General features: G+C 49.8%; 10 protein-coding genes. 3 read left to right on the forward strand and 7 right to left on the reverse strand.

What is annotated here, in order from left to right; genetic code table 11:
- Positions 1-2 precede the first annotated feature (2 nt).
- From L2725_RS10460 to L2725_RS10490, 7 genes are all read right to left on the reverse strand, one after another.
- Complete coding sequence (locus tag L2725_RS10460; RefSeq protein ID WP_249248914.1) at positions 3-2054, reverse strand: DUF1302 domain-containing protein; 2052 nt, start codon at positions 2052-2054, stop codon at positions 3-5.
- Between the two features lie 316 nt (positions 2055-2370).
- Complete coding sequence (locus L2725_RS10465) at positions 2371-2586, reverse strand: DUF2835 domain-containing protein (protein WP_249248915.1); 216 nt, start codon at positions 2584-2586, stop codon at positions 2371-2373.
- A gap of 40 nt (positions 2587-2626) precedes the next feature.
- Positions 2627-5182, reverse strand: a complete 2556-nt coding sequence (pepN, locus tag L2725_RS10470; protein WP_249248916.1) for an aminopeptidase N — start codon at positions 5180-5182, stop codon at positions 2627-2629.
- 73 nt (positions 5183-5255) lie between these two features.
- Entirely contained in the window at positions 5256-7307 is a 2052-nt protein-coding gene (gene prc / locus L2725_RS10475; RefSeq protein ID WP_249248917.1) for a carboxy terminal-processing peptidase, read from the reverse strand.
- Positions 7308-7334: 27 nt separating this feature from the next.
- On the reverse strand, positions 7335-7982 hold the full coding sequence (proQ, locus tag L2725_RS10480; protein ID WP_248935620.1) for an RNA chaperone ProQ: 648 nt from the start codon (positions 7980-7982) through the stop codon (positions 7335-7337).
- 266 nt (positions 7983-8248) lie between these two features.
- Complete coding sequence (locus tag L2725_RS10485; protein ID WP_248935621.1) at positions 8249-8707, reverse strand: GAF domain-containing protein; 459 nt, start codon at positions 8705-8707, stop codon at positions 8249-8251.
- Positions 8708-8721: 14 nt separating this feature from the next.
- The gene (locus tag L2725_RS10490; RefSeq protein ID WP_249248918.1) at positions 8722-9024 is read right to left on the reverse strand and encodes a YebG family protein; all 303 of its coding nucleotides are present in this window, start codon (positions 9022-9024) and stop codon (positions 8722-8724) included.
- 284 nt (positions 9025-9308) lie between these two features.
- Here L2725_RS10490 and L2725_RS10495 point away from each other — a divergent pair, with 284 nt between their 5' ends.
- The 3 genes from L2725_RS10495 to L2725_RS10505 are packed head-to-tail and all read left to right on the forward strand — an operon-like array spanning position 9309 to position 13183.
- Positions 9309-9959: a paraquat-inducible protein A gene (locus L2725_RS10495; RefSeq protein ID WP_249248919.1), complete on the forward strand. Its 651-nt coding sequence runs from the start codon at positions 9309-9311 to the stop codon at positions 9957-9959.
- Positions 9949-10590 carry a paraquat-inducible protein A gene (locus tag L2725_RS10500; RefSeq protein ID WP_248935624.1) on the forward strand — a complete coding sequence of 214 codons (642 nt, stop codon included), beginning with the start codon at positions 9949-9951 and terminating at the stop codon, positions 10588-10590. The genes L2725_RS10495 and L2725_RS10500 overlap by 11 nt, the downstream gene beginning before the upstream one ends.
- Positions 10559-13183 (forward strand): PqiB family protein, encoded by a 2625-nt coding sequence (locus tag L2725_RS10505; RefSeq protein WP_249248920.1) that lies wholly within the window; start codon positions 10559-10561, stop codon positions 13181-13183. The genes L2725_RS10500 and L2725_RS10505 overlap by 32 nt, the downstream gene beginning before the upstream one ends.
- Positions 13184-13261: the final 78 nt, after the last annotated feature.

Below are 13261 nucleotides of genomic sequence, written 5' to 3' on the forward strand. Positions count from 1 at the left end.
TATTAGATTGAATACTTGATATTGAACGACACATAGTCGCGGTCTGACATCAGGTTGGTAGTCCCTACCCCACCAAAGAAGGAGTTGTAGGAAACATCCAGCCCCCACTTGCTCTGATAATCAAAGTTCAGACCTGCTGCCACCGACTTCTTACCTTCAGTGAACAGGAACATAGGATCTGGTGTAATACCATTAACATCGTGGGAGAAAATCAGACGCGCAGACATGTTCACACCGGCAAACACGTTGAAGTAGTCCGCTTTACCCACCAGTCGGTAACCCCAGGCAAAATCAGTTGGGAATGGATTGGTTTCAGGGCCATTGTGCAGCGCCTGAATAATACCTGGCATGTCAGGATTGCCACCTGAACGTCCGGTACCCGGTCCGTTCAATCGCAGCTCGTCATGGGACGGCATATCATGGATCCATACGCCACCCACTTCAGCCAGGGCTGTCAGGTTGTCAGTGCCCAGAACAGGGCCGAACAGATGGGTAAATGTCATCTGTGCCTGAGTGGTATCACGCAGAATATAACCCTGAGCATAATCGCCCGGGGCAACCGGACCGATAAATTCACCGTACTGAGACAGTCCATCCAGATCAGGGCGGAAACCTGCATTGGCCAGCTGCTGAGGCATAGCTTCAAACAGCAGTTCAACATCATCAATCTGCAGCGGCTCATCCTGACGGTGAGCAATTTCACCAGCAACCGAGGTATCGCCAATCAGGGTATTGAAGCTGAAGCCATAAAGCTTGATATCTTCCGGATAAACGATCTGAGCTTTGGAGAAGCTATCCAGTTGCAACATAACATCACGATCTATATTGCCAGCATTGCGGCCAACAGTGGCTAAATCGTTCAGCAAAGTGCCGACAGAGAAATCAGCGGTAGTCCCTGAGATCAGCGGACGACGGCTGTGATAGTTAATGAAGTACAAGCCAAACTCGGTTTCACCCAGCTCAGGCGCGTAGTAACCCAGTTTCACACCATACTGACCACCATCTTCAGGCTCCATCTCATCCTGCACCAAAGTTGCCTTGGTTGGATAAGCCAACGCCAGGTTAATCAAATCTTCAGTCGGAATGGTTTGACCGGAGGTCAACATTGCTGCCAACTTCTCATATTCACCGGTCAGGAAATCCAGGTTCATGTCCGGGTTGGCGTTGAAGCCAAGTTGAGCATTCTGGGAATAACCGCCGAAACCGGCAAAGTCATTGGTCGAGAAGAAAGACCCTGGGGGCGGAACCCAGATAGGCTTCCATTCATACTGATAAAAGGCTTCCATCGACAGGCTGTCGGTAATACCCAATGACGCCCACAGCATGCCTTGAGGGCGGAAGGCTTCTTTCAGCTCAGCGCCCGGGGCATTCAGAATATTCAGGTCAACCGGGTTAATGACACTGATACCATGGGCAATCAGAGTACTTTCACCCCAGGAGATCACCTGGTTACCAACACGCACCGACAGCGGGTTGCGGCCGTCATTGAAATCGAAGTCTGCATACACAAAGGCATCCAGCAGGCGGATATCCTTACAGATCACCTCTTCGGCACGCTTATCTTCACAGGGGTCGAATTCGGCACCGGTCAGAGGATCACTGTAGCCAAAGTCGCCATTAACTTTCTTGTTGTCGTAGAAATACATACCCCGGGCAAACAGACCGAAGTTTTCGTAGCTCAGCGAAAGCTCGTGCAGACCTTTTACGATTTCGGATGTGGTATCGCCCTGCGCATACAGGAGGTTACTCAGGTCATTGTTACTGGAGTATGAACCGGGCTGAGCCCAGATTTCCTGAGGGGTGTAGAGGGTATTTCCGAAGGCTGAATAACCCGTCCAATCAAATCGGGGTTGGTTAACCTTACCAATATAGTCCCAGTCTCTATCTTCCGTGCGCCAGCTTGCGCCGGCAGTCCAAGTCGAGTCAAAAGAACCGTCTACATCTCCCCAATTAAAGGAAAATGCACTGGCCTCGGGCAAAATGCCCATACTGATGGCCGACGCTACCCCCAATGCTATTGCCGACTTGTTAAATCCGCCTTTAACAATTTTCATTTTAGCTTCTCTCCGTAACCTGCCTGGATTCGTTGTTATAGGAATTTCAACCAACATCTTGTTAGCCTACAGGTAACACCATTGTTACAGGATTTGCGGGGGATGAGCAAGGCGGATTTTAAGAAAATTTTAATAAGAATTGGGCACTTACCCTTTACATCATGGGCAGGAAAAGCGCTGTTATTTGAAAAAAATTACCCCCGGTACATGTTAACCATGATTACCGGGGGTAATTGAATGTGTATCAATAAGATAGCGAACAGCAAAGGCTAATAAATCATTCGCTTGAATCAAGCATTCGTTTGAAGTAATTACTCTAAATCAATTCAAGTGATACAACGTCACCTTTTTCGTTTAACACCAAACGGAACCATCCATGGATACCTGAGGGGGTTAAAAAACGCCTGAAGTGCCGACAATTAATCCACAAACGTGTGCCCCGGCGGTCCCGAACTTCTACCTTATCAACATCACCGCGGTAGTAAGGCATAAACTCACGGTAAGTCAGATTTAAGCTGAAAATAAACTCCATCTTCAATCAATTGGGGCCATTACTGACCCCACTCCAATGCTTAATCCTGTAACGCTCTTTCTACTTTTTCGTAAAGATCACGGGCCAGATCCGGCATGGTCTGGAGTTGCTTCAGGCAGTCCTTCATCATTTGCTGTCGGCTGTCATCAAACTTGGCAAACTGGATAAGAGGCGTCATGATGCGGGCCGCTACCTGAGGATTAAGCTTATTCAGTTCCTTCAGACAATCGGTCATAAACTGATAGCCTTTTCCGTCTGCTCTGTGAAACTGAGCGGTGTTGGCCGCAGCGAAACACCCTATCAGTGAACGCACCCGGTTTGGGTTATTCATACTGAATGCCGCGTGACCACGCAAAGATTGAATACGGTCAATACAGGTGTCTGTATCCTGCATTGCCTGCAACATAAACCACTTGTCCATTACCAATGGCGTCTCTTTCCAGCGGCTTTCAAATTCAGCCATTAACTGGTCACGCAGTGGCAAGCTCGCACGATTGGCAGCAACCAAGGCCCCCAGTGCATCTGTCATATTGGAAGCCGCTTCAAATTGCGCAGAGACCAAGGCCTGATGATCTTCGTTCACCTGGCACAACCATACAAGGGCAGCATTTTTCAGCGCTCTTGCCTGCACTGAGTCTTCGAAAGAGTTGGCACGATAAACTGCCAGCAGTTCATCTTCACAGCTGGCAGCCATCTCTTCGATGACAAACTCTCGTGCAGCCAGCAGCAGATCCAAATCAACCTTATCGACCTGCTCGACCAGCGCCTGAGCAGACGGGATATTCAGGATTTCGGCCACCATAGCGGCGTCTAGATTGCTATCCAGTAATACACCTCTGAATGCATCCACAACGCGAGGGTCCAGATGCATGGCTTCACTCTGTTGCAGTCGCGCTACGTTCTGCCAAACTGCCTGACTGATAAGCGCCACGGACGCTTCCCAACGAGCCACCTCACTACCGGCATGACGCATCAGATGCACCATTTGCTCAACACTGTAGTCGTACTTCAACTTCACCGGCGCTGAGAAGTTTTGCAGCAAAGAAGGAACAACCTCTGAACCCAGGCCTTCGAATACAAAGGTTTCCTGCTTCTGTTTCACGTCCAGCACTTTGGAGAATACCGACGTACCGTCAGCGCCCAGCAGTTCCAGGTCAAACGGGATATGCAGAGGTTTGGCATTTTCACCGGCAACCGGGTTTTCCTGGCTGATAGTCAACTCGTATCTGCCGGCAACTGCATCAAAGCTGTCTGTTACTGTCACCACAGGGGTGCCCGCCTGCTCATACCATTGACGGAATTGAGCCAGGTCGACGCCGCTGGCGTCTTGCATTGCAGAGACAAAGTCGTCACAGGTTACCGCCTGGCCGTCATGGCGTTCGAAGTAGAGCTTCATCCCCTTCTGGAAGCCTGCTTCTCCAAGCAAGGTATGCATCATGCGAATGACTTCCGCACCCTTGTTGTAAACAGTGACTGTATAGAAGTTGTTCATTTCAATCACTGACTGGGGACGGATTGGATGGGCCATAGGGCCAGCGTCTTCAGCAAACTGCTGGTTTTGAATCACCTTAATCGCCTGAATCCGGTTCACTGCCGGAGATCCCATATCCGCACTGAACTCCTGATCACGGAATACCGTCAGTCCCTCTTTAAGACTTAACTGAAACCAGTCGCGACAGGTAACACGGTTACCTGTCCAGTTATGGAAATATTCGTGCCCTACCACGGATTCGATTCCATGGAAGTCATCGTCAGTGGCACTGTCGCTGTCAGCCAACACATACTTGGTGTTGAAGATGTTCAGCCCCTTATTTTCCATGGCCCCCATATTGAAGAAGTCGACCGCCACAATCATATAGATATCCAGGTCGTACTCGAGGTCAAAACGTGATTCGTCCCAGGCCATGGCTTTCTTCAAGGATTCCATAGCATGGCCAGCCTTACCCAGATTGCCCTTATCAACAAACACCTGAAGTTTGACATCGCGGCCACTGCGGGTCACAAACTTGTCTTCCAACAGATCAAAGTCACCGGCTACCAGTGCAAACAGATAGGAAGGTTTGGGGAATGGATCTTCCCAGCAGGCAAAATGACGGCCATTGTCCAGCTCACCCTGTTCAATCAGATTGCCGTTGCTGAGCAGGAAGGGGAAAGATTTATCGGCTTCAATCCGTACCGTGTATTTAGCCAGTACGTCCGGACGATCGAGGAAATATGTAATACGACGGAATCCTTCCGCTTCACACTGGGTGCAGTAAGCACCGTCTGACATATAAAGGCCTTCCAGGCTGGTGTTGGCCTCCGGGTCAAGCAGAGTCACTATCTCTAAATCAAATTCCAAAGGTGCCGGAGCCAGACGCAAACCACCCTCAAACTGGTCATACTCTACCGCTGTGCCATCGACTTTAACCGACTCCAACTGCATACCATCGCCATCAAGCAGCAGTGGCGTCCCTTCATCTGCCAGTCGACGCACACGGCTTGTTGCTACCACTTTGGTCGCTTTACCCGCCAGATTAACATCCAGTGCAATAGACTCTATGGTGAAATCCGGGGCACGATAATCTTTTAAATGTTTCGCCTCAGTCTGGGACATAACAAATTCATCCTTCTTTCTATAGCTACAAAAAACGCGCCTGAGAGCGCGTTTTTTAAAATCGAATTACAACTTATCTGGCCTGAGTTTTGGCAGTCTTTTCAACGTCCACCATATCCAGGGTGATCATTGCAGTTTCGTCCAGGAATGGATCAGGTGCATCCAGTTCCTCTTCGTCGGGAATATCTTCCAGCGACTTAACAGGCTTGAATCCAGCTGCTACACGGCGGTCATTGGTGCGTTCCAGCGCTTTCTGATCATCATCCTCACGGGACTTAACACGCTCTGACTCAACCAGCGAGATGGACTTCTCATCTTCCTGCTTCTTGTATTCAGCAATATCGTCAAAGATGTAAGCAAACTCAGGGTCTTGCTTGATACGCTGATCATGCTTCTGAGCAAGCGCCGAGATAAGGCCGTTGGAAACATCACCCAATGAGGTGTACTGAGCCACAGCAACCTGATCCCACGGCAGTGCATTCTTCTCTTCAGATTCGCCATACTCGCCGGGCTTCAGCGCGCTCGGGAATGGAATATCCGGAGTAACACCTTTCAGTTGGGTACTGCCACCGTTAATGCGATAGAACTTGGCTATGGTGTACTGCACATGGCCTAACGGCTTGTCATACATGTCATACATGCGACCCAGCCCTTTATGTTGCTGTACTGTACCCTTACCGAAAGTTGACTCACCCACAATCAGAGCTCTGTCATAATCCTGCAAAGCAGCAGCAAAAATCTCAGAGGCTGAAGCGCTGTACCTGTCTACCATCACAGTCAGTGGGCCATTGTAGGCAACCTTACCGTCATTATCACGGTTCTGGGTCACACGACCACTGGCATCGCGGATTTGTACAACTGGGCCCATATCGATAAACAGGCCGGTCAGCAATGTTGCTTCAGTTAGTGCACCACCACCATTGCCACGCAAATCGATAATGACACCTTCAACATTGTCGGCTTTCAGTTTTTCCAGCTCTTTTTCCACGTCGCGGGACAGGTTCATGTAGAAGCCGGGGATCTGAATCACACCCACTTTACGCTTGGCGTACTGTCCCTCTTCCATTTCAACAACTTTAGAAGTGGCTGCACGGTCTTCCAGGCGAACCCGGTCGCGAACTATGGTGATATCGACAGGCTCGGCGTTAGACCCACCCTTCTTGGGGAGAACCTGAAGTACCACTTTGCTGCCTTTAGGGCCCTTGATCAGTTCGACTACGTCATCAAGACGCCAGCCAATCACATCAACAACCTCTTCACCTTCCTGTCCAACACCGATAATTCTGTCTTCAGGGGATAGCTTTTCACTCTTGGCTGCCGGACCACCGGCAACCAGAGATTTGATCACAGTGTAATCTTCATCCATCTGCAGGACGGCACCAATACCCTCCAGGCTGAGGTTCATCTCCATCTGGAAACGCTCGGCATTGCGGGGTGACAGATAACTGGTGTGCGGCTCAACAGTAAGGGCAAAAGCGTTCATTACGCCCTGAAACACATCTTCACTCTTGGTTTGACCAATACGCTTGATGGCATTGTTGTAGCGCTTTGACAGCACATCAACAATCTCTTCCCAGTTCTTACCTGTCATCTTCAGGTTAAGAGCGTCATATTTAACGCGCTGACGCCACAGCTCATTCAGCTCGGCTTCGTCTTTTGCCCATGGCGCATCTTCACGGTCATACACATAGGCATCACCGGCTTTATTGAAGTCCATTGGGGTGTCAAGCAAAGACAGGGCGTATACGAAACGCTCATAACGGCGCTTTTGGGCCAGGTCGTACATTTGATACGCCTTGTCCAGATTGCCGCTTTTCAGCATATCGTCGAATTGGTTCTGGAAGTTGTTGAAACCGTCTACGTCCGCTTGAGTGAACACATTGCGACGGAAATCCAGCTGCTGCAGATAGCGATCGAAGATCTGCTCAGAGAATGCATCATTCAGATCGAATCTGTGATAGTGGGAGCGGGTCAGCAAACCTGTTACCCGCTTGCTGGCCACTTTATGTTGTGGCTCCTGCGAGAGAGTGGGTAACTCGTTGATTTGAATTGCCGGGGAGATGGCCCACGCCGACATCCCGACAAACATGGTGGCAATCGACGCGGCAATAGTCAGTTTTCGCATCAACAAGTTACTCCTTTACAATATTGATTACACCAGGATGTGCTCTACTCGTACCTTGACCGTCAAACCGGTATCCAACTGTACGTGAACATCCTCTTTGTTAATGTCTACGACCTGACCTTTTACAGGGGTCATACCCAGTTTGACATTAACACGCTGGTTTTGTTTCAACTCACTCAACTGAGCCGGTACCAGATTTTCAGCAACTGCAGGGGCTTTCTTGGCCGCTGGCTTGTCCTGGCGTTTGGCCTTGGCTGGGCGCTGTTTGTTGAACTCTTTGCGTGGCTTTTGGCCCTGCTTCTTATTGGCGTTGTCTTTTTTCGCCTGCTCTGCACGCTTGGCGCGAGCACGCTCCTGACTTTCTTTCAAAGTAGCCTGAGCGTGTTCGATATGTTCGGCTTCCAGTTCACCACATGGGTTGCCGTCCAGATCAACGCGCTGAGCGCCTTCTTTGATGCACTTCAGATAACGCCAGCTACTAGTATAGCGTCTCAGTGCAACTCGCAACTGGGTCTTACTGACTTTGGAATCATCAGCCAACCTTTCAGCCAAATCCTGAAACAATCCAATTTTTAGCGGCTTAGTTTCACCTTCGGCGATAAAGCACAAAGGAAATGTTTCATACAAATACGCCAGAATAGCGTTGGTGTCGGTCAACTTTTCTGTTGATTCCATCATTACTTCCACAGTTATATTGCAAGCCGGTACGCGTCAGCACTGAGGCTATCGACATTACTGCTTGTTAAGTCAAGTTTGCCAAGTGCTGTCACTTAGCGTCAAAAATCATTCTGTTACGGACTGTTTCCGAAACTCCAAGATACCTGATGCAATGGCGCAAGCCAACTCGACACACGGGGCGTCGGAATTATTCAGGCACGGCCGCATATTATAAGCCGCGCACAGGTGATTGCGACCATGAATTACATTAAAGCGGTCAATGTTTAAGCAAACAACGCAGATTCAAGGGTTTTGACCAAAGCTTCAAGCCCCTGGCGATCAATGTCATCGAATCTGTTGAACTCGGGACTATCGATATCCAAAACCGCAACCACTTCACCTTTATGACGAACCGGCACCACGATTTCCGCATTGCTGGCACTGTCACAGGCAATATGGCCTTCAAAACTGTGCACGTCGTCAATCAGTTGAGTGGTATTGGTCGCGGCGGCTGTACCACATACCCCTCTGCCCCAGGGAATACGTGCACAGGCAACCTTTCCCTGAAAAGGCCCAAGAACCAACTGCTCTCCTTCACGGATATAAAAGCCGACCCAGTTCAGTTCCGGCAGAGCCTCATTAACCAATGCAGAAAAGTTAGCCATGGCGGCAATCATGTTGGTCTCACCCGTCAGCAGTGCTTCAGCCTGACGATTGAGAGTTTGATAGCAAACCTGTGTCATCCCTGGTGTTACCTCTATGCTTTATCTTCCGCAGCAGCCGCTTTCCTGGCTGTTTTTTTCGGTGCAGCAGCTGCTGGTTTCGTGGCGACTGAGCCACCTTTAAGCAAAGATAGTAACTCATCTTTATGATTTGCCATATAAAAAGCCAATTTTTCAGATTCGCTCTCGGCAATCTCTATTTCAGCCTGCTGCAGAAAAGGGATAAGGTTATCGGCGATATCCAGCATCTTGTCATATGCATCCGCCTCCTTTTTTGAAGTAAACGTCATCTTCTCAACCCCTTCTCTGACCACGACATACTGGACCACAACAGCCATGATTTACCCCACATTAGTAAGCACTGTTTTTATATACAGTGTATAGTTGCATACTATTGGCAGACCTTTCAACCCAGACTGGCAAAATGTGAATTAAATACTGATATTTAAATAAGATATTCATAGAATACCCCTACCCTGTATATTCACGGATACTCACTGATGGCCAGCAAGATTTTGTAACACTCTTGTCATCAGTACAGGTGATGCGCTCGAAATGCTGATAACTTATAATCTCGCCTTCAAAAAGACAGGAAGCTCAGGTCTGTAGATCTCACTCTCTCATGGATTCTCACAACACCACAGCCAAAGACACTCAGGTGCCGGAAGACATAGTGTTATGCCGGGCCTGCGATTTGGTCGTCAGCAAACAGCAACTCCCCCAGGGAGTCAGAGCCCTGTGTCCAAGGTGCCACACAGCTTTGTATGACACCCCCTACTGTTCAATTAACGGTATGTTGGCAATTTGTCTGGCGGCGCTCTTTCTGTATTTCCCTGCCAACCTGCTACCGGTAATGGAGCTGCATTTCTTTGGCTCTGTGCGCACCACGACGGTAATGGGCGGAGCAACTGCGGTACTCGAGCAAGGCTATCCTGTGGTGGCCATCGCCGTTATGGTCGCTGCCGTCATTGCCCCCGGATTATTGATCCTGTCTATCCTCAGTCAAATTCTGCTGATCAAATATGCAATTGATAGCAAATGGGGCCGCAGGTTGCTAAAGCTGCTGTTGACCCAGCAATCTTTACTGACTCAACTGAGCATGCTGGAGATCTACCTGATTAGTTTTCTGGTGTCCGCTTTCCAGTTGTCTGATCACGCCGACATCTATTTCAGTATCGGTACCTTCTGTTTCACTATGTTGTTCCTCTCTGTATTGTTCCTGCTGAGAGAGTACGACCTGCAGCATATGTGGAGTTTCCTGGATGAAAAATAGCCTGCAGGGCCGCGATATAGGCATATGCCAGTGCCCGGTTTGCCAAATGACCAATGATGTCAGCCTGGGGGCCTGCCCCAGATGCGGAACACAATTAAAGTGTCGCAACTATGCCAGCCTGCAACAAAGCTGGGCGCTGCTTATCACTGCTGCCGTGCTGCTGATCCCCGCAAATGTGTTCCCCATCACCATAGTGACCAGCCAAGGGAAGATAGCTTATGACACCATTTTCACCGGGATCGCACACCTGATACATCTGGATATGTTACCTATTGCCATCATCGTATTTACTGCCAGTATTGCGGTGCCCTGGGCCAAGATTATCGGGCTGGCAATATACCTGACCGCCATCAGTTTCCGTATACCTATTCCAAAGCGGGTACTGATGACCGGATACCATATTATTGAGTGGATAGGTCGATGGTCCATGCTCGACCTTTTTGTTATTTCCATTACCGTTGCTCTGGTCAATATGGGGCAATTGATGGATGCCAAACCCGGGCCGGCAGCCACAGCGTTTGCCCTGGTTATTCTCTTCACTCAACTGGCTGCCAAAGTGTTGGATACACGTTTACTCTGGGATCGACTGGAAGCTCAAGATGACGCAAGCAGAACCGCCGAAAATCGTTAAAAAGAAACTCTTCTCCCCTATCTGGCTGTTACCAATAGTAGCGCTGATCCTCGGCGGCTGGCTGGGGGTTAAAAGCCTGCGAGAACAGGGTATTGAAATTGAAATCCACTTTCCCAGTGCCACCGGGATTGATGTGGGCAAAACTCTGGTTCGTTACCAGGGCCTCAATGTGGGCAAGGTCGTCGATATCGGCCTGGACAGCTCTCTGACCGGCGTGGATGTCAAAGTGCTGATGGATTATCGCGCTGAGCCATTCCTGAAGAAGAACACCAAGTTCTGGTTGGTTACCCCTAAAGCATCTATAACCGGGGTTGAAGGTCTGGATGCGCTGTTCTCCGGAAACTATATCGCAGTTCAGCCCGGTGACGGCGACTCCCAAAGCAACTTTGTCGCCTTGCAGGAAGCGCCAGCCATACAGCCAGGAGAAACCGGTGTTGTGGTTGAACTCAAGGCGATGCAACTCGGCTCTGTTGACGTCGGCTCCAAAGTCTTTTTCAGTCAGATCCCAGTCGGTGACGTCGTCAGCTACAAGTTGGAAGCCGATCAAAGTATTACCATTTCAGCCTTTATTAAAGAGCAGTATGCCTATCTGGTAAAAACCAATTCCCGCTTCTGGAATGTCTCCGGGATCAGCGTGGATGCATCCCTTTCCGGGGTGAAATTCCACAGCGAAAGCTTGAGCGCCATTCTGGCCGGCGGTATCGCCTTTTCATCAGATCCTGCAGCGCCACAGGCTCAGCACAATACAGCCTTCAACCTGTATGACAATAAACAGCAGGCTCTGGGTGGCCGTGACTTTCTGCTCAGTGCACAGAATGCCGATGGCATAGGTAAAGGCACCAAAATCCAGCTTCGCGGCGTGCAGATAGGTGAGATCCTCGGTACCAGCTTGTCTGACACAGGTGTAGGGTTTAACGCCCGACTGTTTAATGATTACGAGGACCTGCTCGCGGGCAGCAGCCAATTTTACCTTCAGGGAGCCGACATCTCACTGGATGGCGTCAAACATGCCGCCAGACTGGTTACCGGCGCCGTGATTGAATTTATACCAGGCTCAGGCCCGGCGTCCGGAACATACCAGTTGCTGGAGAGTCAGCCGGAGGATAAAGGTGAGCACCTGACGCTAAGAGCCTTCAGTGAAAGCAACCCCGGGGTTAGCGTTGGCGCAGCAATAAAATACAAGGCCTTTGATATCGGCACTGTCACTTCGGTATCTCTGGCCAAAGATTTCTCCGGTGTAGAATACCAACTGGAAATCCCTGCTCAATTCAGCGCACTGCTCTCCCATGGCAGCTATTTGTATGGTCAGTCAGCGCTGGAAGTTAACGCCTCTCTTGAGGGAGTTGCAGTAAAAACCTCGGATGCCGGCACACTGCTCAAAGGCAGTTTTAATCTGGTCAGAGGCAAAGGTCGAAACCTGATGACCAACAATGACCTGCTTGAGGTCTTTCCCTCACGGGAAGCCGCAGAGCAGGAGTTCACCGCAGCCAGCCAGCAAAAAATTACGCTGACCAGTTTGGATGGCGCGGGAGTGTCCAGCGGCTCTCCTGTCTATTACAAAAAAATGCAGGTAGGTGACGTTGCGGATGTTAGTTGGTCTGCCTCAGAAGGGAACTTTGCGGTCAACCTGAATATCCACGCCACCTTTAAATCGTTACTGAATGACAGTACCGTTTTCTGGCAAAACAGTGCTGTTGAGGTGAATGCAGGGCTATCAGGAGTAGATGTCAAAGTTGCACCACTTGCAGGAGCACTGAAAGGTAGTATTAGCCTTGGACAACTCGAAGACACACCTGTCGCTGGCACCAAGGGAATCCTATACGCCAGTGAGCAACTGGCTATAGCCCAGGCCAAAGTGATTGAACTGACCTTCCCTGCCGATGCAGATTTAGCTGCTGGCGCAGCTATCCGCTACAAAGGCTTCCAGATAGGTGAAGTTGACCATGTCTCTTTGTCTGATGATCTTGGCAGCATCAAAGCAATAGCCTGGCTTTATGGGCAATATGCAGCTGAGTTCCAGCGGGCTGACACCCAGTACTATCTGGTTAATGCTCAGGTATCTTTAGCTGGCATTAAAGCCCCGGAAACCCTGTTGACCGGCCCATATATTTCGTCATTGCCAGGTAACTCAGTCTCTGAATCAGCTCATTTCAATGGCAAACTGCAGGCGGGACTGTACGCTGACACACCAGCAGACGCATTGAAAGTGACCCTGGTTCGCCCAGCACTTGGCTCAGTTAAAGCTGGTACCCCTGTGCTTTATCGGGGGATTCACATTGGTGAAGTCAAAGGCTATGACCTGAACGCAAGCGGCCAGCAGGTACAAATCTACCTGGCGATTGAAACCAGATTCAGCCAGCTGATAAACCGCACCAGTAAATTCTGGGATTATTCAGGTATCAAGGTGGACTTTGGTCTGTTCTCCGGTGCGCAGGTGGAAACCGGCAGCGTTGAGAATATTCTGGCTGGAGGCATTGCTGTCGCTACAGAAGCAGCCAATAGCCCCGACAACCGCCTGACGGACTCCCCTGTCTTCACGCTTCATAACAAAGCTGACGAGGAGTGGCGGAACTGGGCACCGGCGCTGAAGTGAGCCTGTTAACAGGTCAACAAGTTAAATTCAAAAAGGGATGCCATTGAGCATCCCTTCTTGTGACAGGTCTTATCCAAG

Source organism: Shewanella corallii (assembly GCF_023349125.1).
In the GTDB taxonomy this organism is placed as follows: Bacteria; Pseudomonadota; Gammaproteobacteria; order Enterobacterales; family Shewanellaceae; genus Shewanella; species Shewanella corallii.